The 19,576-nt window shown below is 64.1% G+C and carries 20 protein-coding genes; 5 read left to right on the top strand and 15 right to left on the bottom strand.

Annotated features, from left to right (window positions below; translation table 11 throughout):
* Positions 1-6: 6 nt before the first annotated feature.
* Both KXV01_RS11035 and KXV01_RS11030 read right to left on the bottom strand, forming a co-directional pair.
* The gene (locus KXV01_RS11035; RefSeq protein ID WP_049438192.1) at positions 7-357 is read right to left on the bottom strand and encodes a polyketide cyclase; all 351 of its coding nucleotides are present in this window, start codon (positions 355-357) and stop codon (positions 7-9) included.
* A complete protein-coding gene (locus tag KXV01_RS11030; RefSeq protein ID WP_049413659.1) occupies positions 357-668 on the bottom strand; it encodes a metalloregulator ArsR/SmtB family transcription factor in 312 nt (103 codons plus the stop codon). The genes KXV01_RS11035 and KXV01_RS11030 overlap by 1 nt, the downstream gene beginning before the upstream one ends.
* Positions 669-754: 86 nt before the next feature.
* Between KXV01_RS11030 and KXV01_RS11025 the strand changes: the two genes are divergently transcribed.
* Positions 755-1,447 carry an aspartate/glutamate racemase family protein gene (locus tag KXV01_RS11025; protein ID WP_111096539.1) on the top strand — a complete coding sequence of 231 codons (693 nt, stop codon included), beginning with the start codon at positions 755-757 and terminating at the stop codon, positions 1,445-1,447.
* A gap of 12 nt (positions 1,448-1,459) precedes the next feature.
* Here KXV01_RS11025 and KXV01_RS11020 read toward each other — a convergent pair whose 3' ends face one another.
* Positions 1,460-1,855: a hypothetical protein gene (locus tag KXV01_RS11020; RefSeq protein ID WP_100478506.1), complete on the bottom strand. Its 396-nt coding sequence runs from the start codon at positions 1,853-1,855 to the stop codon at positions 1,460-1,462.
* Between the two features lie 242 nt (positions 1,856-2,097).
* Between KXV01_RS11020 and KXV01_RS11015 the strand changes: the two genes are divergently transcribed.
* Complete coding sequence (locus KXV01_RS11015) at positions 2,098-2,613, top strand: DUF3011 domain-containing protein (protein WP_049413661.1); 516 nt, start codon at positions 2,098-2,100, stop codon at positions 2,611-2,613.
* A gap of 203 nt (positions 2,614-2,816) precedes the next feature.
* Here the strand turns inward: KXV01_RS11015 and KXV01_RS11010 are convergent, their stop codons facing one another.
* Together KXV01_RS11010 and KXV01_RS11005 are read right to left on the bottom strand one after the other, a co-directional pair.
* Positions 2,817-3,158 (bottom strand): phosphotyrosine protein phosphatase, encoded by a 342-nt coding sequence (locus KXV01_RS11010; RefSeq protein WP_111096533.1) that lies wholly within the window; start codon positions 3,156-3,158, stop codon positions 2,817-2,819.
* A complete protein-coding gene (locus KXV01_RS11005; protein WP_049413663.1) occupies positions 3,155-3,355 on the bottom strand; it encodes a hypothetical protein in 201 nt (66 codons plus the stop codon). Before KXV01_RS11005 ends, KXV01_RS11010 begins: the two co-directional genes overlap by 4 nt.
* Before the next feature lie 556 nt (positions 3,356-3,911).
* Between KXV01_RS11005 and KXV01_RS11000 the strand changes: the two genes are divergently transcribed.
* On the top strand, positions 3,912-4,373 hold the full coding sequence (locus KXV01_RS11000) for a carboxymuconolactone decarboxylase family protein (RefSeq protein WP_019660562.1): 462 nt from the start codon (positions 3,912-3,914) through the stop codon (positions 4,371-4,373).
* A 115-nt stretch (positions 4,374-4,488) separates the two neighbouring features.
* Here KXV01_RS11000 and KXV01_RS10995 read toward each other — a convergent pair whose 3' ends face one another.
* The 5 genes from KXV01_RS10995 to KXV01_RS10975 all read right to left on the bottom strand — a co-directional run bounded on the left by KXV01_RS10995 (position 4,489) and on the right by KXV01_RS10975 (position 8,359).
* Positions 4,489-4,932 carry a Rid family hydrolase gene (locus KXV01_RS10995; protein ID WP_005417857.1) on the bottom strand — a complete coding sequence of 148 codons (444 nt, stop codon included), beginning with the start codon at positions 4,930-4,932 and terminating at the stop codon, positions 4,489-4,491.
* A 70-nt stretch (positions 4,933-5,002) separates the two neighbouring features.
* The gene (locus tag KXV01_RS10990) at positions 5,003-5,506 is read right to left on the bottom strand and encodes a hypothetical protein (RefSeq protein ID WP_263467794.1); all 504 of its coding nucleotides are present in this window, start codon (positions 5,504-5,506) and stop codon (positions 5,003-5,005) included.
* 419 nt (positions 5,507-5,925) lie between these two features.
* The gene (locus KXV01_RS10985) at positions 5,926-6,465 is read right to left on the bottom strand and encodes an ImmA/IrrE family metallo-endopeptidase (RefSeq protein WP_227844837.1); all 540 of its coding nucleotides are present in this window, start codon (positions 6,463-6,465) and stop codon (positions 5,926-5,928) included.
* A gap of 14 nt (positions 6,466-6,479) precedes the next feature.
* Entirely contained in the window at positions 6,480-6,839 is a 360-nt protein-coding gene (locus KXV01_RS10980; protein ID WP_263467793.1) for a helix-turn-helix domain-containing protein, read from the bottom strand.
* A 905-nt stretch (positions 6,840-7,744) separates the two neighbouring features.
* Positions 7,745-8,359: a hypothetical protein gene (locus tag KXV01_RS10975; protein ID WP_263467792.1), complete on the bottom strand. Its 615-nt coding sequence runs from the start codon at positions 8,357-8,359 to the stop codon at positions 7,745-7,747.
* A gap of 62 nt (positions 8,360-8,421) precedes the next feature.
* Between KXV01_RS10975 and KXV01_RS10970 the strand changes: the two genes are divergently transcribed.
* Positions 8,422-8,697 carry a hypothetical protein gene (locus KXV01_RS10970; RefSeq protein ID WP_263467791.1) on the top strand — a complete coding sequence of 92 codons (276 nt, stop codon included), beginning with the start codon at positions 8,422-8,424 and terminating at the stop codon, positions 8,695-8,697.
* On the opposite strand, the gene KXV01_RS10965 is transcribed toward KXV01_RS10970, so the two are convergent.
* Entirely contained in the window at positions 8,694-9,143 is a 450-nt protein-coding gene (locus KXV01_RS10965; RefSeq protein WP_263467790.1) for a BLUF domain-containing protein, read from the bottom strand. The two genes, KXV01_RS10970 and KXV01_RS10965, sit on opposite strands and share 4 nt — an antisense overlap.
* A gap of 445 nt (positions 9,144-9,588) precedes the next feature.
* Here KXV01_RS10965 and KXV01_RS10960 point away from each other — a divergent pair, with 445 nt between their 5' ends.
* Positions 9,589-10,254, top strand: coding sequence for an SOS response-associated peptidase (locus KXV01_RS10960; protein ID WP_263467789.1), 666 nt, complete (start codon positions 9,589-9,591; stop codon positions 10,252-10,254).
* On the opposite strand, the gene KXV01_RS10955 is transcribed toward KXV01_RS10960, so the two are convergent.
* The 4 genes from KXV01_RS10955 to KXV01_RS10940 form a co-directional block, all read right to left on the bottom strand.
* Positions 10,251-10,721, bottom strand: coding sequence for a hypothetical protein (locus tag KXV01_RS10955; protein ID WP_263467788.1), 471 nt, complete (start codon positions 10,719-10,721; stop codon positions 10,251-10,253). The two genes, KXV01_RS10960 and KXV01_RS10955, sit on opposite strands and share 4 nt — an antisense overlap.
* Positions 10,722-10,723: 2 nt before the next feature.
* Positions 10,724-12,013, bottom strand: a complete 1,290-nt coding sequence (locus KXV01_RS10950; RefSeq protein ID WP_263467787.1) for a hypothetical protein — start codon at positions 12,011-12,013, stop codon at positions 10,724-10,726.
* Between the two features lie 69 nt (positions 12,014-12,082).
* Positions 12,083-14,893: a hypothetical protein gene (locus KXV01_RS10945; RefSeq protein WP_263467786.1), complete on the bottom strand. Its 2,811-nt coding sequence runs from the start codon at positions 14,891-14,893 to the stop codon at positions 12,083-12,085.
* Between the two features lie 30 nt (positions 14,894-14,923).
* Complete coding sequence (locus tag KXV01_RS10940; RefSeq protein WP_263467785.1) at positions 14,924-19,498, bottom strand: tape measure protein; 4,575 nt, start codon at positions 19,496-19,498, stop codon at positions 14,924-14,926.
* Positions 19,499-19,576 lie beyond the last annotated feature (78 nt).

Here is a 19,576-nt window from a genome sequence, read left to right as displayed (position 1 = left end):
GCCGGCTCAAGCCGCGCGCATCACCGTGCGATGGTCATCGTTGGACGCCGGCGGTATCAGCGCGCGCCGGTCGGTGAGCCGATGCACGATGGTCAGCACCGTTCCCCCATCCTCATCAGCGCGCAGCCGGAAACACACAAGGCTGTGCAGATGTGGGGGCTGTGCATCGCGCAAGCGGAATCCCAGCGCCCGCCCCTCCTCGCACAGGCAGGGCTGTGGATCGGCAAGATCGGCGGCAGGCAACCAGCGCTCACGCAGTGCCGGATCGAACAGTGCGCGCCAGACCCGTTCCGGCGGCGCAGGCAACCGCTGCTCCATCACCAGCGCGGGAGCCGCTTCCTTCAGTACATCGTCCATCAGTCCATCTCCTCCAGCAGGTTCTGCAGTGCGGACATCCGCGCCGGCCAGTAGGCCCGGTATCGCTGCAGCCAGCGTCCGATGTGGGCCAGCCCGCGCGGATCGACTTCATAGTGGACGAAGCGCCCCTGGCGCTGCTCACGCACCAGCCCTGCATCGCGCAGCACTGCCAGGTGCTGGGACATCGCAGACTGGCTGATCGCAATGCCCTCGCGTAGCGCGCTGGCATGCCGCCCGCCATCGGCCAGCTTTTCGAAGATGCGGCGGCGTGTGGGGTCAGCCAGCGCCTTGAACAGGGCGTTCTCGATCATGATCAACACATTAGCAGTCACTAATGTATGGTGCAACTGCCACACCTGCTGTGCTGCAATGACGACTCCCTGGCATGGAGCTGAGCATGAAGACCCTTGGCCTGATCGGCGGCATGAGTTGGGAAAGCTCAGCGCAGTACTACCGTCTCATCAACGAGACGGTGCGGCACCGCCTCGGTGGCGCGCATTCGGCACAACTGCTGCTGTGGTCGGTCGATTTCGCCGGCATCAAGCAGTTGCAGCACGACGGTCAGTGGGATGTGCTGGGCAACCACATGCTCGATGCCGCGCGGCGACTGCAGGCCGGTGGCGCCGAGTTGCTGGTGATCTGCACCAACACCATGCACACGCTGGCCGGCCGGATCGAAGCCGAGTGCCCGCTGCCCTTGCTGCATATCGCCGACCCGACCGCCACGGCGATCCTGCAGGCAGGCATCCGCAAGGTGGGACTGCTCGGCACCGCCTTCACCATGGAACAGGCGTTCTACCGCGAACGGCTGCAGGACCGCTTCGGGCTGCAGGTACTGGTTCCGGAGGCTGATGATCGCCGCTGCGTGCACGACATCATCTACCAGGAGCTGATCGCCGGCGTGGCCAGCGAGCACTCGCGGCAGGCGTACGCCGGCGTGATCGCGCGCCTGGTCGCGCGCGGCGCCGAAGCGATCATCCTCGGCTGTACCGAGATCATGCTGCTGGTGCGCCCCGAAGACAGTGCGGTGCCGTTGTTCGACACCACCACCCTGCACGCGCTCGCCGCGGTGGACGCGGCGCTGGCCTGACCGCGCGCGGCGTCAGCCTTCGCCCTGGACTTCCAGTGCGGTGATCAGCCAGTCGACCACGGCCTGCGAATCGCACAGGAAGAAGATGGAATCGCCCGAACGCGCCTCGGTCAGCAGCCGATAGACGGTAATCGCCACCGCCGACTGGTTGGCGATGAACACCTCCGGGCTGCGCGGCCCTTCGCTGTGGCCGGCCACGGCGTGCAACGCCTTGCGCGCAGCCACGGTGGCGGGCGGGTCTGCGCTGCGGCTCAGTTCCGGCCCGCGCAGGCCCCACGCAATGAACACATGCTTGCCCTTGAACGTGGTGTCCAGGACACGCACCTGCCCGGCCTCTGCGCCAGCCAAGCGATGAATGACGGTACTGCTGATCAACGCAACCCCCTGTGGTCGTCGTGGTCCGCGCATCCTCCTCCACAGGCCGACCGCGTGCCAGTGACGGCAGCCACAGGCTGCGCCGGCATGCGCGGGAGACATGTAAGAAGGTGTAAGCCGATGCGATCGGATGTGCCGCGATGATAAGGGATGTAAGGCCCTGCATGGGCCGGTGCGCACTACTAAATCCCCACTGAGCCAGCGCCGGAACGATCCGTTCCGGCGGCCTCGGGCTGGTCCATTCTTGCGGCCCATTCCCCCTGCCGAGGCTCTCCATGACCCATCGCCTGTTGCTGCCGATTGCCACCTCCACCCTGGCCCTGTTGCTCGTGGCCACCACGGTGGCCGCCCAGGACTACGACAGCGATCACATTCCGCCGCTGCGTTGCGAGTCGCAGTTCAACAAGACCCAGCAGTGCCCGATCGAAGGCCGCATGCGCATGGCCAGGCAGCTGTCGGTCACCCGCTGCGTCGAGGACCAGAACTGGGGCCAGAGCCGCCGCATGCTCTGGGTCACCGAAGGCTGTCGCGCTGAGTTCGTGGCCGACGAACAGGGACGCGGCCGCTGGCCGGGGCGCGGCCGGGATCGTGACCGGGATGACGACGGCGAGCGCCTGGTCTGCGAGTCCTACGAGCAGAAGGACAAGGAATGCCGCATCCGGGTGCGCCATGAAGTGCGCCTGGTCAAGCAGAAGTCGGTGACGCCGTGCGTCGAGGACCGCAACTGGGGCTGGGACCGCCGCGGGGTGTGGGTCAGCGACGGCTGCCGCGCCGAGTTCCGCGTGTATTGACTGCCGACCACACGCTGGCTTTGGCGGATACGCAGACACGGCCGACGTGATCGATGGACTGGGCGCATCCAGTCCAGGAGCCGTCGATGACGCCACCCGATCCTTCCTCGACGGTGCTGCATATCCGCGAGGCGATGCTCGCCTCGGGTTCTCACCGGCAGCGGCATCGTGCAGGGCTTGGACGAAGGCGATCCGGAGCTGATCTACCGCTTCGCCGGCAGTTGATCGAGGTACACGGCCACCTTGGCGGCCAGCAGGTCCATCAACGCCGGATCCATGCAGCGATAGTCGTCGGGGATGTCCAGGCAGTGCACGCGCTTGTGTTCCAGCAGGCGCGTGTACACGGCCCGCAGGCGCTGCTGATGCTTGGCCTCCATCACGAAGATGACATCGGCCCAGCGGATATCCGCCGGGCCGATGGGGCGTCGTGCGTGCGGGCTGGTGCCGGCCGACAGCGCGTTGAAGCCTGGCCGCCGTCGCCACATGGCTTCGGCGGTCGGGCTGCGCAGCTGGTTGCGGCTGCAGACGAACAGCAGGTTGATCATTGCTGTTCCTGCAGTTGGCGGGCGCTGAGGACCGGATAGGTGAAACCCAGCTGGCGTGCACGCGCGAGCTTGGCATCGCGCGTATACAGCAGCTTCCAGTTCTTCTCGGGCTTGTAGCTGTACGCGGTCGTGGCGCGGTCGCCATCGCGGTTGCGTGCCTGGCTGCGGCGCCAGGCACGGTTTCTTGCAGATTCCATGATGTGTTCTCGTGAGTACCGGGTTCAGCAGCCGCGGTAGTACGAGTGGCGCGCAGCATACACCGCACGCACAAAAAAGCCCACGCATCGCTGCGCGGGCTTCTTGATTGATCACAGTGGTCGGGACGGCCGGATTCGAACCGACGACCCTCTGCCCCCCAGGCATCGTTACTGTTCGGCCCATCTCGTTGATTGGCAAGGAATCTTCATAACAATGAAGCTCCCCAAAAGTGTCGATTGCGACACTAACAATCAACCACTTACGAGCCGATAGGGTGCATATGGCGGCTCTACCCGACGCCATCCGAACGGCGGCGATGCGATCCCCCCTTCAGCCAATTCCCCTTCCCTGTCCCGCCAATCGAGGATCTTCTCCGGGTGCTCCCCGCCGCGCCCCGTATCTAGCGCCCCACGGCCAGCATCCCCTTCCTCGGCGAGCGTACATGCAGCGGATCGCGACGAGCCTAGGCAGGTGTCACGAACTGCTGCCCGTCGGCGTCCTTGCTTCGGGTGGGGCGATTCCGGCCCCACAGATACCCGAAAAGGACCCATTAAAATGAATCGAGCGAACTGGTTCGTAGTCTCTCCCGAGGGCGCCAAAGCCGTGGGGCAACTGCATCACTTTGTGACCGCGGGCACCTCTCTGCCGCCGAAACTGGTGCATCTGGTGTTTTTGCGTGTGTCGCAGCTAAACGGCTGCGCCCACTGCATCGACATTCATACCCGTGATCTGCTTAAGGAAGGCATGCCGTTCGACACAATCGCTCTCCTACCTGTTTGGCACGAGGCCGCCTATCTATTCTCGGAACAAGAGCGCGCCGCACTGGCATGGGCAGAGGAAGTGACGCTCGTGAGCGAAACCCATGCATCTGATGAGGCGTACGAAAAAGTAGCCGCAGTATTCGGCGAGAAAGACCTGGTCGACCTCACGCTCACCATTGCGGCCATGAACGCGATCAACCGGATGGGCGTGAGCTTCAGATTGAAGCCCCGCGCCAAGCCCGCTGCGGAGAAGTAGCGTACGGCACGCCGGAGATCGTCCTGGCTTTGTCCGGGCCGAGGCGCTCGTAGGAACCATCGGTGGCCTACTCACCGCAAGGAACGGGCGGAGCAAGCCCCGCCCACAAAGTGCCTTAACCCTGGACTTCCGCCCGGAAGGCAATCTCAATCAGCTGCTCGGGGAAGGCCAACGCCGAGACCCCGATCAGGTTGCTGGCCACCTGCGGCACCGGCTGGCCATACACGGCCGGCCGGACTTTGCTACTGGCCGCGAAAGCGGCCGGAACGTCGATGACGAACAGCGTTTCCTCGACCACGTCCGCGATCGACCCACCCAGCTCTGCCAGCAGCACCTGCGCGTTCTCGTAGGTGCGCCTCATCTGGGCTTCCATGGTGTCGAAGTTGGCGGGCTTGCCGTCGGCCCCCAGCTCAGCCGGCGCAACCAGCTCGCCCTGCGGCGTGTGCGAGAGCTGGCCGGACACGAAGATCGTGTTGTTGACGCGGACGGCCTGTACGTACCCGTAGGCCGATTCCCACGGCACTCCGAAGCTGGCGGTCTTTCGATTGGTAGCGTTCATCATTGCTCTCTCTGGTGAAAGGGCAAGTGTGGCAAGCATTTTGAGTCGACCGCCTCCCCTGAACGGGGGATCAGATTCGAGCGCGGGACAGCTGCTCTCTACCTGCCTTGACCCACGCCTTCATCGGATCCCTCGCCCTGGGCTTGGTCTCCTTCGGCGGTCGGCGCGGTTCCAGCGCTTCCTTGATCCGCGCCAGTTCCAACCGCCCGGCCTCGGCTAGGCGCCGGGCCTGTTGCTGCTGCTCACGAGTCGGCGGCAGGCCGGGCAGTGGCGGGGGCAACTGAATCGGAGTGCTGTCGGTCAGCCGGGCGACGGCCTGGCGCAGCGGCAGCTCGGGATACAGCCTGGCCGCACACCAGCGCTCGGCGTAGCGCTTCGCCTGCCGGACGTTGGCGGCGCGCACTTCCTTCACTTCCCAAAATTTGTGGCCTTCCAGCCATAGGCGCACCCCTGGACCGCCATCGAGTTCGACGCCGGCCGTCTCGCGGCCGTTGTACCAGAGCGCCCAGCGCTCACCGGTCTGGACCCAGCCAGCGGGAATCGGGGCGGTGCGGAAGCCGTGAGAGGAATACATGGCCGGAAGTCTACGACCGCCCGTCGCACATGCTGCGACAGGTTGATTAACGCTTAATTCAACTGGCCCAGACAGCTATCGGGGAGGCGGTACACCGCCTCCCCTCCCAGGGTCCTAACTACTCAGGTTCCTTAGCAACGGACCAGGAAGCGCCAAGCCTCATAGCCGTAGTCGTGGGCGTCCAGCACGCGGTCCGAGTTACGCACTCGGCGATAGCGGCAGTAGACCCATCGGAACCCCTTGGGGGCCGGATGAATTTCCATCGGGCATGTCACACCTCCTTCTGGAGCCAGATTTGATTCTTGCCAGACGGTCCGGATGTAGTTAGAATCCCCGGCTAGTCGAGTCAAGCAAGAAATTGGTGGCGGCTCCAAGCCCACCGAACACATACGCGGACCATCCTTTGGTTCGCGTTTTTTTTACTTCAGCATCCCCCTTTGGCGGAGAGATGCGAGTCGAACCTTCGCGGCATCCACGCTGACGTTACACGCGTCAGCCAGTTCCAATTCATTCCTCAGGCGCTGCGCAGTCGCCGTCGGGATCAGAAGCGCACCCGCAAAGGTGTTCGCCTGCCACTCCGAGTTCTCATAGGCTTTGAGTTCACTCGGCTTTTTCATACTCCTCGCCAACCCGACACCGTTGTGCAACACCAGGTGTCCGACCTCGTGAGCGACGGTAAATCGATCCCGGGGCTGATTGGCGAGGAAGCCCTCGTATACATCCTCACGCAACCAGATTTCAGCAGTCTCTGGGAACGTGAGGCCGTGCGCGCTACCCATCTCTGACTTCTCGCGGACCTGGAGCGAGAAGGCTTCCCACAGCGACGGGATCGCGTACTCAACAACTTCAATCAAGGGAAACCTGTCGGTTTCTACCCCGAGAGCTTTCCGGAAAACATCAGCCCTTGCGGTGATCTTGTCCGTGCTCAACGGCGGCACTTGGAAGCAATAGCCACTCATGCGCGTTCATCCTTTCATTTGAGCTTTTCCAGTTGGGACAACATCTTTTCCACCTCCTCCGCGTCCATGGTGTCGAATCTCCGCGCAAAGGCCACAGCAAGCTCCTTCGCTCTATCACTCCGATGGTTGCCTAGCCCCACAACCACCTCATTCATCTGCTTAGCTGCCGCGACTTCCAAATCCCGCATGGCCGCTTCGCCGAGACGCAGATGACTCTGCAGCTTCGGTAAAAGCGCCGACGGGACTGGCTTGCGGCCCGTTTCCACAGCGGACAGGTACGCAGCACTCACCCCGAGCAGCTCCCCAAGCCCACCAAGCGTGAGGCTGAAATCTATCCGCAGCTTCCGGAGCGCCTTGCCGAATTCAGTCAACATGGCTTTCCCCTCCCTGCGAACCGATACGTGCCTCGAACATGTACATGGGAACCCTTCCACTTCGCTGGACAATCCAGCGATATCATTTCACCACAACCCATGAACCATGTCAACCCCGAGGTTGAATTCCTTTCCAAAATGAAGGCGGGGATGCCCCGCCGCTCACCGGCTGTTCCGAAGCCGTGAACACAAGATATTGGGGTTCCGCCCAAAGGTCAAGAACCTCAGCAACGAAAAATCAGTGGCTTAGCTAAACATCTAGTGTTGGAGGCGGACCAAAGCACATGCCTGGCTGCGCCTGCACACCCCTGCCACGGCCAACAGGGCTACTCTCCGGCCATGTGCGGCCGATTCGTCCAGCTCCCCGTGATCGACTTCGGCCAGCCGGGGCTGGCTGACCTTGCCCCCGGCCTGGCCGAAATCCAGCCCAGCCACAATCTCATGCTGACACGGCGCTGCTCACGCGCCTTGAGTTGAGCTACTTGGCGGCACGGCTCCCTGCGTAGAAAATTTGCCCAGCACGAAGTTCTTAACGATTCATGCTGTATGGTTGACGCATCTGGCTCCTCTCAGGCGCGAAATCCTTCGCCCCCGTGTCTAGCCCTCTACAGGCACGACACATGACACCCCTAACAGCTTTCCGGATCCTTCGGATCCGCCCGCTGCTGCGCCTCAACGGAACGATCGAGCAAGTCGAAACTCTGCACGCCAAGTGCGGTTCATGCGGCGACGAGTCACGTATGTCCCGAGGATATGGCCTTGCCGAGGTGGAAGGAGGGGTAGAGCTCACGTGTCCGGCATGCCAGGTGACAGGGATTTTGACCGTAGACCAAGCGTGGATTCTCTGGGCCGAGCAGATGAGGCAGGACAGGATCCTCGCCTTGGCCGGGCTAACGCCCGAAGATCTAAAGCTCACCTAGATCTTTGATCAAGGCCTGCCCCGCCTGCAGGAAGCCGGCTAACAGCCGCCCACCCGCCACCTGTCTCCCCACCTGTTTGTTGAGCCAAGCCGCTTGGATCCGGCCCGCAGCGAATACGTCTTCGGGGGCAAGGCTGTCTGGCCTTCCAACCAGAGGTTCGCCAGGAGAGGCCAATCCTCCATCTAAGGGCTGCACGACGGATGGCCGGGAACTGTCGCTCTTGGCATACGCAGTTGCCATCATCCGCCCGTTCTTTGGCGACCAGCCACCAAGCACCAACTCGGTCCCAAGCTGATCAAGCTGCAGGCCGGCCTCGGCTGCCGCCTTCTCATAGTTCGGCCATAGCTGGTCCACCACCAAGCCCAGCTCAGCGGACAGCTGCTCTATCGTGAAATCTGCGCGGAAGCTGGCCTGCAGGGCCAGTTCGTAGATGCGAAGGAAGAACTGGGTGGAACCGCGCGTGGCCAGCACCAAGTTGTGCTGAGGGATCAGCAGCAGCTTCGCCCCCGCGGAATGGGCCCCTGTTTGGGCATCCTCTGCCAAGGTATCCACTGCAACCACCAGGTGGTCACGAGTAAGCAAAACGTTGAGGATGCTCATAGTGGGCATGTCCAAGCGTCCGCCGACTATCCCTTCTTCCCGCCCCACCTGTCGAGAGAGCCATGACCACAGAGACAGCAGAAATCCTTGAGCGCCTGCACGCGTGCGAGTCCGGCCTTGAAGTGCACCGCGGCTACCTCAAGGCTATGGAGTACGCCCTACGCGTGTCTTTCATCACTCACCAGGATCGCGAAGCACTGCTCTCGACGTGGACAAAGCTGCTTCCTGCTATCGCGCACAGCCACGAAAGCGACGGCGGCGCGTTGTTTGCCGCCGCGTTCCAGCAGTCTCTCACGATTCTTACCGAGCAAATAGGCGCAGGGAACACGCCTCCTTAGGCTGCTACGGCGTACGGTTCCACCAGGCCGACCAGGAGATCCATGGCCGTCCGGTTGAGATCTTCGGCGTCACCGCGCTGGTTGAACCTGGTCCAGTCCGCACGGGCCAATCTCCGCAGCTCGTCGGGCTCAACGGGCAACCACTTCATCGGCCAGAACGGCAGGCGGCGCTGTCCCACCCTGCCCCTCTGCAGCTCGACAACACCGTTGTGGCTGCTGGCGCCCAGCACGCGGGAATAGGACACCGAAAGCCCGTCCTCCGGCCCCTCCAGATACTGGAGGAACCGTTCGCCATCGAAAAGGAGGACCCCCGTAACACCAGCGTTACGGTTGAACCGGGCCGCGTCGTCCACAATCTGATCCAGCTTTCCATTGGACAGGCCCAGCTTGTCGCCGGCGATTTCGTCGCCAGCGCCGCTCACGTATACAACCGCCCTGATGGGCATGGCGCACCTCCTTGATGAGGCACGACCCTACCACTCGTTAAGCTCGGCGAGCGTGATGCGGCGCAGGAAAACACAACAATTCAGTTTCAGCTGAGACTGAAAGGCTTCACTCGTCACACGATCAACGCACTTATCGCGGCAGCATTCGGGAAAATGCTCTCGGTACACAGCTATGCCCAACACAGGACTTTTCTACGTTCTAGATCTCGACGCGGAACGCGATGAGCACGGCGTTTTGGAGCGTGTAATGGAGATTCGGATCTCCTGCAACCAGTGCCGACACGTCACCTACTCCAAGGTTCCTGATCTGGAGACAATGCCCGGCGGCACCCTGTTGGCATGCAGTGGCTGCGGTGAGCGCCAAGCCGTCAGCAATGCGCGCTTGGTTGAATGCGACCACGTCCTTGGGCACATGGCCCGCTATCCAGCCTCGGCTTGACCGGCCATGTGCGGCCGATTCGTCCAGCTCCCCGTGATCGACTTTGGCCAGCCGGGGCTGGCTGATCTTGCCCCCGGCCTGGCCGAGATCCAGCCCAGCTACAACCTCGCGCCGACACAGCGCGCTTCGGTGATCCTGGACCGGGGTGAAGGCCGACAGGTCACCCGACTGGCGTGGGGTCTGCTGCCGTTCTGGGCCAAGGCCAAGGGCCTGCAGGGCTCGACCATCAACGCCCGGATCGAAACGGTCGCCACCAAGCCGGCATTCCGGTCGGCCTTCAAGAAGCGCCGCTGCGTCATCCCTATGGCTGGCTACTACGAGTGGTCGGTGAGCCCGATCGACGAGAAGAAAGACCCCTGGTTCATCCACGCCACCGGGCCCCTGCTGGCCGCCGGCCTGTGGGAGGACACCAGCCCGCTGCTGCCAGACGGCAACCTGGGCACCTTCACCATCATCACCGGCGACAGCAGCGGCGTCTCGGCCGACATTCACGACCGCATGCCCGTCTGGCTGCATGCCGGCCAGATCGATGACTGGATGGCAGCCAATCCGGACGATGCGATGGCGATGCTGCTGGCCAGCGAGCCGCCCGTGATGGAGGCGTATCGGGTCAGCCGGGCGGTCAACACGCCGAGGAACAACCGAGAGGATCTGCTGCAGCAGGTCGCTTAGAACACAACGGTAGGGCTTCCCGTCTCCAGTGGCAGCTCCGCCTTCTCCGGCCAGGCGAACGTCTCCGGCTGCGGCAACAGCGCGCGCACCTGCTCCCACGTCTCGATGCCATCCGGCGGCGCCAGCACCAGCTGCTCCAGCGCCTGGTTCACAGCATCGCGCCAGGCCACCATCGCCCGCGCCTCCGCGCGGTATCGGGCCACGCCGCTGTTGTAGTAGCTGGCGCACGACTCGATGCTGTCGTAGCCACGCTCCACCGCCTCGGCACGCATCCACGCGAACGCCTGATCCCGGATGTAGCGATAGTGCACGGGTGTATGCAGCTCGAAGCCCAGGCTAGGGAGTGACACCGGCAGCGGCGTGTTCTGTTCCAGCCACTCGGTCGGCCACAGGTAGTGACCGCGCGGGATGAAAGCACCGGTTTCGACGCAGCGAATGACGTCCGGGTCATTGGTAAGCTGGTACATGATCAAATCTCCGCATCCGCTGTCCAGTTGAAACGCGTCAGATACGACCCGTTTGGCGTCAGACCTGACCCAAAATTGCCCTCAATCGCAAACCCCCTACTCGAAGCGGTGTCGAAGCTCCATGCAGCGCCGGAGTTCCACACAGTACCGTTCCACAGTGCAGCGCCGTTACCCTGCGAACTAGCATCATTGCTGGTGTAAAGCAAAAGTGCGGGAGTGCTCCGCATTTCTACTGGGAAGGGAACAGTATTTGTACGGATCAAACCGCTAGAGAACGCAGTCGCCCCTTGTGCTGTTGCTGCAGGAAGCGCAACGGCTGGGGCTGTGCTTGCACCGAATGACTTGCAGTAGAAGCGCTGGCACAGCGCCAGTTCAAGCCCATCATGTCGGTACTCAAAAGCGCTGGCCGAAGAACCTTCTTCGACCTGCACCTGCGTGAAATGCACATCACCAGCTTGCGCACCAAGCGATGCGTTGCGACCGTTGAAGTTGCTTCCGCCTGTTGCCCAAAGAGTCAGAATCAGAGAATTGTTGGCACCCACAGTCTTACCGCTAATAGACGGAATCTGCACGGTATGGGTGACGGTGTTGATTCCTGTGGCAAGGCTGTACTTTGCCGCGCCGATCCCCGAAACCTGCGCGCTTCCGCCAGCGCCGAAGCTCTGACCAAATTCGATGGCAATTTGTCGGCCTGCCGCACCACTGTTGAACACCTTCAGGCTTACGGTTACCGTTCGACCCGCGAGCGTCGTCACATTCTCCATTCGTTGTTCAAGCACAACGTAATGGTTTGCAGCATCAGTCACAGCACCGTATGCGATTTTGGCGAGATAGATACATTCGGTATCGAATGCACCTGGCGTTACCGTGTTCCGTGACAAGCTCGGCGTTGCCACGCCGCCCGCGTTGAAGTACCAACGGTCGACGGAGTAGCCCGGCGTAGTGAAGTTGGTCCCGCGCTGCCACCAGCGCATCGAACCGTTGATAAGCCGGTTCTTTCCGATGAAGCGTGCGCCGATCGCAGCGTCGGCGTTCTGGCGTGCGGTCACTTCCGCTGCGACAGCCTGCGAGAGCGCGGTATCGGCGTCCGTGCGCAGCAGCGTCTCCTGCTGCAAGCCCGTTTTCAGGTCGGCCACGTCCTGGCCGATGTTCGATGACCCACCTTCCAACGCCGAAAGGCGTCCCTCGGCATCCGCGAAGTTGTCGTTGCAGGTTGCAAAGGCGGTGAACGCGTCGTCGCCTGGGCGGCCATCCGGCTGGATGGTGGTTTGATCGATGAGTTTCTGCGGCATGTGTGTTCTCTGCTGTTGATCGCCCACGGCAAAGCGGGCCGGACATGCCGGCCCGCGCCTTGTGCGGTTTCAGTTCTCGACCGAGATGATCGACAGGCTCTGCGTGATGGACTGCTGCTGGAAGGAGCCGGAGGTGTGCGTCACGCTCTGCTCGGTGAAGCTGGTGATCACCGCGCGATAGGTCATCGTTTGCGCGCTGGGGCTGGTGTCGTTCACCGTGAACGATCCGCCCCAGTCGGAAATCGCGTTGTCCGGGCCATCTGTCTCATTGAGGATGTTCACCCCGCCGCTGGCGTTGAGGACTTGCCACAACGATTCAGCGCCCTCACCCACCCGCCGATAGATTTCCACGCGCGCCGTGTTCTGACCCGCGCCAGCAACAAACCCGTCAGTGCCATAGGTGGTCTTCGTCCGCACATGTCGACGGGAAAAGCTGACCGTGACGCTCCGCACGCGGCCGTTGGTGGCGAACGGCCCGTTGACCAGCTCCACACCGACTGTCTGCGTGGTGGTCGTTTGGACCGCGTTGCGCAGGATGCCCGCCGACAGCTGGCCACCGAAGTAGGCACTGCCGTTGGCATCCATCCACATCACAGCGTTGGCCTTCGACGCAGCACCCGCACCGACGTTCGGCCCGAAGTAGTCGACCAGGTTGTCGCCGGCGGCGCCGAAGTTGGTGCCGATGATGCGCTGAGCAGACCCTTTCCAGACGCGAAGGAAGCCACCGCGCCATTCCATCCCTTCACTGGCTCCGGGCGAGATCACCTCGAACGTGTTGCTGGAGAAGCGGGTGTTGACGACCTGACCGTTGTTCTCGATGACCATGCCGCCGATCAGCGGTCCACCGCCACTGTTGGCGATGACATTCAGGAACGCCCTCGCCAATACCTGGGTCAGGCCGTTTTCGGTCTGGACCACCCGCGCCTCCATGCCCTCCACCACCTGCGCGCTGGCCTTGCTGTCCACCTCAGCCTTCACCGATTGCAGTTGGCCAGTGAATGCCTCGATGCCTTGCTCGGTCACGTCGACCCGGGCGCTGATCTCCTCGACGTAGTCCGCTGACGCTTTCCCGTCCAGCTCGACGCCCAGGTGCTGGATCTGCACCGCTTGGGCACTCTGCTCCGTGGCGATGACCTCGATGGAGCGCGTCGCCGTGGCCTCGAAATCGCCCAGTTCGGCCCGGACCGATTCCACCTGCTTGGCGACGGCGCGGTCGCCTTGGGCGATCACGGACTGCCAAGTCTTCACGCCCGCGCGCACGTCGCGGTCCCCGGCGTTCCAATCGCGGTCTCCGGCGTGCTTGTACGTCACCTGCGCTTCCAGCGACGACGTTCTGTCGCCGACTGCCCGGATGCCCTCCTCCGTTTCTTCCACACGGGTCGAGACGGCATCCAGTGCTTCCGCAGAGGCAACCTTGCCGTCGCCGGCGGGCATCCTCGCGGACACCCGCTCGATCGCCTCAGCGTTGGCGCTGTCGCCGTCTGCGCGCGCCTGACGCTCCTCCGTAATGCTGGCCTCCGTGGCCACCGTGCCATCGCCCGTGGGCAGCCGCGCTTGGATCACATCGATGGCGCTGGCGTTGGCCTCATCGGCCGTGACCCGCGCATCGCGCTCCGCGGCGAACAGGCCGCTCGGCACCTGCGACAGATCGCTGCCCTGGTAGTCGCCCCGCAGCTGCACGGCCAGCGTCTCGCGCTTGCTGGCCTCGGCCACGTCCGCCGCTACGCGGGCGCGGGCTTCCTCCTGGACCAGCGCCACGCCTGCACCGGGCGTAGGACGCCCGATCGCCACCCAGTCGGTCATGAAGTAGCTGGAGACGGTCTGGGTCCCGCCGAACTGCAGCCGGATGGCGTCGACCTCACCCGGCCACCAAGCGATATCGGCCACGTCGACCGTGCCGACGCCATTGTCGTCCCACCGCGGCTCCGGGATCGCCGCCCGCTTGTCCACGTCCCATGCCTGGTCGGCCAGCGTGATCCACTGCAGGAAGCCATCCCACGCTGCACCGCCAACGCGCTTCACCCTCAGCTTGACGAAGCGGTAGGCGCTGCCGTCGACGCCCAGGGCTGCCGGCGATTGAACATACGGGTTCTCGGTGCCGTTGGCCGGCCGCAACCAGCCATCGACCACCGTCGGTGGTGACCCGTTGCCGGTCCACTCCTCCACGGTGGTATCGAAGTACCAGATGCGCAGGCTGTCGAACTGGGTGCCACTACCGGCGGCCACCTCGGACAGCGCGCGCGACAGCGATTCCACGTCGCTCTGCCGGGTTTGGGTCTCCAGCGTGATGGCAGCCTCGCGCTCGAGGCGTTCATTCAGCAGGCCGTCGGCCCGGGCCTGCGCCTCCTGCGCGATCGCCTCCATTGCGTCGAACACGCCGCGCTGGCGCAGATCCGCCTCGGCCAGAAGATCCCGGGCAGCGGCAGCCAGCCCATCGGCCCGCGCGGCCGCCTCCGCGGCATCTGCCTCGATGCGGTCGGCAATCTCCTTCGTGATCCGCTCCGTCTGCTCGATCAGCTCGGCGGTGGTCGGCGGCGGGGTTGCTTCCACGACCGAGCCCGAGCCTGGCCGGCCGCGCACGGTCGGCGTGATCTTGAACCACCACTTGGTGCCGGTGTTGTCGCTGTAGAAGTAGCGCGTGTCGGTGGTCCGATAGATCTCGGTCCACGGCCCCTCCGGAGAGGGGCCACGCTCGACCACGTACACGACGCCGGCCAGATCGACCGCCGGCCATTCCAGCAGCACACCGTCGGCCACCGGGTTGGGGGTCACCTCATCCACCGGTGGCACCTCGGGTGGCCGGTGCACGACCGGGAACCAGTTCGAGTAGCGCGGCGCCGCCGGAGAAGGCGACGGCAGCGCGCCCACGCCGATCTCCACCAGCGTGAGTTTCCTTGCTTGCATTGCGGATTACCTCGCGTTGAGTGCCTGACGCAGCGCGTTGCTGCTGGAGGCGCGGACGCCCTGGGTGGTGGTGGACAGCAGCTCGCGAAGCAACTGGTTCTGCTCGGTGAGCAGCGCATTGCTCTGCTGCACAGCCGCCGTGGTTTGGGACTGCGACTCGTTGTTCACCACCAGGTCGAACACCGCACGGCTGAAGTTGTCCGGCAGGGCCTCGATCGCGTCCGCCAGCTGTCCCATGCTGGTGCCGTCCTCGGTGTTCAGGTCGCCGACCTTCATGCCGTCGATGAGTCCAGTCACCTGGTCGTACAGCCCGTTGTAGTCCTTGCCGCTGGCGTACAGGTTCCGGCCAAAGCCAAGAGCGGCCTGTGCCGCCGCCTGGGCTGCGCTGGTGTCGCCACCGGCCACGGCCCGCTCCAGCTCCTTCATGGCCTCGCCGAGCTTCTGCTGGTCCGTCAGCGGGGACAGGTCGCTGATCGACAGGCCGTACTGCATGGCCTTCTTGTCCTTGTCGATCTGCGCCTGCAGCTTGCCCATGTTCATCGCGCGCAGCGCTTCGATCTTGGCCAGATCCTCGGCACGTGCGCCGGACAGGCCCAGGGCCTTGGCGTAGTCGTTCGCCGACTTCACCTGCTGCCGGTAGGTCCGCTCGATGCTCAGGGCCTGCTGCTGGTAGCTGGACAGGTCGCCGGTCATGAGCTGCGTGGAAACGTCCGCCATCAGCGAGGCGTAGTTCCCGAGCAACCCGGTCACCTTCTCCACTTGGGTGGCCAAGTCCGTGCCGGCGACGCTGGCCAGGTCCTGGAAGTAGTCCACCGCCTTGTTGACCTTGTCGACCTCCATCCCGTTGAGGGCGCGGCCCAGCTCGTCGGCATTGCCTACCGCCAGTGCAATCGACGCGCTCAGCGCGTTGAACACGTCCGACGCCTCGAAGTAGCCGTCCAGCTGGCCTCCGAAGCCGGCAGCCTTCACCGCCTCGGTGAATAGCCGGTTGGTCATGTCGCCGAGGTACGCCTCCAGCTGCGACTTGGCCTCGGCGGAGTCTGCCGACAGCTGCAGCTTGCCCAGGCTCACCCGCACGCCACCCAGCTGCTGGGTCAGGTCGACGCCCAACTGCTTGGCAAGGCCGGTTGCCGCACCGCGAACCTGACGCGCGGCCATGTCGAACGTGCGATCGATCCCGGGATCAACGGCGCCGTACTGCGTCCACTTCTTGTCGGACCGGAAGAAGCCGCCCTTCTGCTTGATATCGGCGTAGGTCTGGCCGTCGAAGCCACCGAACCCATACGAGCCGGTCAGGCCCTGGCCGGTGATCTTCGGCGCGCCGCGACCGAACAGCTTGGCGTGGATGCTCGACCCGGACAGGATCGATGCGACCTTGTCGTTGAAACCCAGCCCGCGGAACGTCTTGTCGGCGAGGCCCACCGCGCCGGCGGTGGCAATCTTGCCGGCCCAGCTCTCCCCGTTGGCGATGTTCCAGCCCTGATCGAACAGCTCGGCGTTCTTCATCATGCCGGCCACGATCCAGCCGATGATCGGGACCGCCGCCGCAGCAGATCCAGCCGCACCGGCACCAGCAGCAGCGGAAGAACCACCCGCTGCGGCTGCGCCGCCACCGGTAAGGGCGGCAACGTTGTTGCCGAAGCCGAGCAGACTGCCGGCGCTGGCGCCGCTGCTCGCCGCACCCGCGCCCGCACTGAACAGCCCCTGGCCCTTGGACAGCAGCCCGGCTATGGTCCCCAGGTTCTGACCGCCGCCGGCGGCGCCATTGCCACCGAACAGCCCCATGATGCTCTGCAGGCTCAGGCCACCGCCCTGGCCGTTCATCCCGTTGAGGATCTGCGTCTGGATCGGGATCACGATCTTCTGCTGCAGGAACTCGCGGGCTAGGTCACGCAGCCCGCGCTTGGCGGCATCCTTCAGGTCGTCCCACAGGTCGTCGAAGTCGCGCATGCCGCCGGCAACGAAGTCGGCCATGGCGTCGGCGGCATCGCCCACGCCGTTGACGACCACGCCGGCCCACGCTTCAACGTTGGCAGCGGCCTCCTCCACGCGCAGCGACAGATCGGCCGATGCTCGGGCCGCGTCCAGCATGGATTGCTCGTACTGCTCGTAGCTCGCCGCCCCCTTGGACAGCGCCAGCGCTTCCTTGCCGCCAGCGGCCTCCACCGCCTTCTGCAGCTCCTGCCGCATGTCCCGCTCGTTCATCATCTCGCGCCGCGACAGCTCGCGCGCACGGCCGACCTTGCCGAGCATGGCGACCTCGGCATCCATCGTCGCAAGGAGCGCCTCGGGACTGGCCAGGGCCTTCTTGATCTCCGCGCTGGACTGCTCCAACGCCTTCTGCGACTCCAGGACCAGCGTGTTGTACGCGGCTCGCTCGATGCGCCCTTCCTTCAGCGCTTCCTTCAGCTTGTCCTCGAGCTGCTTCTGTCGCTCGGTGGCCTCGGCCAGCGGCCCAGCCATCGTTGCCGCGGCCATTGCAGCCTGTTCGTTGTAGCGCTTGATCGCTTCCGCATCTGCCTTGCGATCCTTGGCGCCGGCGCGCTCTGCGGCTGCCGACGCCTTGCGCGACTCCGTGAAGTTCTTCTGCGCAGCGGCCAGCTCCGTCTGGAGCCGAATGTACTGTGCGCCCTGCTCGATGTACTGCTTGACCTTCGGGTCGTCGCGCTTGGAAAAGTCGACGCCGCTGGCCTGGGCCTCCTTGAACCAGTCATTTACGTCCAGCTTTGCGACTTCGGCCGCGCTTTTGCCCACGCGGGCGAGCTGGCCCGGCAGCGACTGCATTGCCGACGCGATGCGCTTGCCCGCGGCGCCTGCCGAGTCGCCCAGAACGTTGAACGATCCCGACAGGGCGTCGGTTGCGCTCTTCGCCTGGCTACTGCTGCCCGTGAAGGCGTCGAGGATCGCCCGCTTACGATCGACCTCCCTGCCGGCAGTCGCCGCGGCAGCGGTTTCTTCCGTGAGGCTCTTGGCCACGGCGGCTGCGGCCGGCGAGCCCTCAATCATCGCCTTCCAGGCCGCGTCCAGCCCGCTCGCGAAGTCATCCGCGCTGATCTTCCCCGCCTTGAATGCCGCGTCCAGCCGTTCCGTCTCCTGGATGAACGCGGATGCCTGGCCGACGGTGGAGAAGTTTGTAGCAGCCGCAACCATCTCGGTGATGGAACCCGTGATGGTTCGATAGTTCGCATCGATCTCCTTCTGCAGGCGCAGAATCTCGCCGGCCTGCTGTTGGCGATTGAGTTCGCGGAACTTCTCGATGGCGGTGTCAGCGGCGCCGCCAAAGTCAATGAGCGCCGCCGCCGCTGTGTTGGTGTTGTCCCGGAAGAGCAGCCAGCCGGCTGCCGCCGTCGCCAGCATCGTAACGATGCCCGCGGGGCCACCAAGCACTGACAACGTCGCCGAGCCAGCACGCGCCAGCCACCCAGCGTTTGCCGTCGCGGCCTGAGCCTGTGCTTGCGCGAGCAGCAACGTCGCCTGCCTGTGCTCGAGCGTCGCGGCAGCAGCCTTGGCACTTACCGAAACGCTTCCGCCGATCACCTGCATCCGGCGGGCTTCGGCCTGAGCATCCAGCATTGCCGCTCGCGTACGAAGCTCCAACTGCTGAGCGGCTGCCAGACTCTGCGCGGCTGCAGCGCGATCTGCGGCGACCGCAGCGTTTGCCGCCGCAACCCGCGACAGAAGCGCCTTCACCAATGGGCCGGAGGCCACTGCGGCGCTGGCAACGGCGACCGTCTGAAGGTTGCTGCCCAGCAGGCCAATGCCAGCAGCAAGTGCCTGGGAGGCGCCAGTCGCATCGTCCGCGCGCCCGATCATCTCCGAAAGATTGGTGTTGAGCAGGGTCAGTGACTGGCCAACCGTCGCGTCCATCTTGCCGAACGCGTCGTCAACCGCACTGGCCTGCCGCTGGAGAGCGTTGATTACCTGGTCAGCGCTCAACTTTCCGGCTTGCCCAAGTTCGCGCAGCTTGCCCATCGGGACATTCAGCCCCTTAGCAATCTCTTGCGCGAGCGCCGGAGCGCCTTCCAGCACTGAATTCAGTTCCTCACCCCGGAGTGCGCCAGATGCGAACGCCTGCCCCAACTGAATCAACGCGCCCTCGGCCGCTGCCGCGCTGCTGCCACTGATCACCATCGTTTTGCTGATGGTCTCGACGACTCGCGCAAGACCCGCTCCGGAAAGCCCCAGTGCGTCCTGGTTCATTGCGATGCGCTGATACAGCTCGGCGGTCGCGCCGAGCGGCTGCCGCGTAGCCTTGGCGATCTGCACAACGTCTTGCTGGGCAGCGACGAACGCCGCTTGGTCTTTGGTGACGAGACGAAGCCGGTTGTTCAGGTTGGTCCACTCATCGGCCTTCCCAATCACGGCTTTCACCGCCGCCAAGGCCGAGGTCATCCCAACAGCTTCGAAGGCCACGCGGCGGAATCCAGCAGACACCTCATCCGCGCCACGACGCGAAGCATCCGACATTGATGCTTGGATTGTCTCCATGTCGCGCTTTACAACACGCGCGGCCTTCCCGCTGTCTCTCTCGAACGAACCCGACTTCAGCAACAGGTCTACGGTAAGGGTGTAAAGGCTCATGCCGTCATCCACAAAAAAAGCCCGCACATGGCGGGCCGAGATGGGTACAAAAAAGCCGCCCCATTGGGCGGCTTCTGT

This window comes from Stenotrophomonas sp. Ps181 (assembly GCF_025697425.1).
Classification (GTDB): Bacteria; Pseudomonadota; Gammaproteobacteria; order Xanthomonadales; family Xanthomonadaceae; genus Stenotrophomonas; species Stenotrophomonas sepilia.
This window is presented reverse-complemented; position numbering and strand designations above follow the sequence as displayed.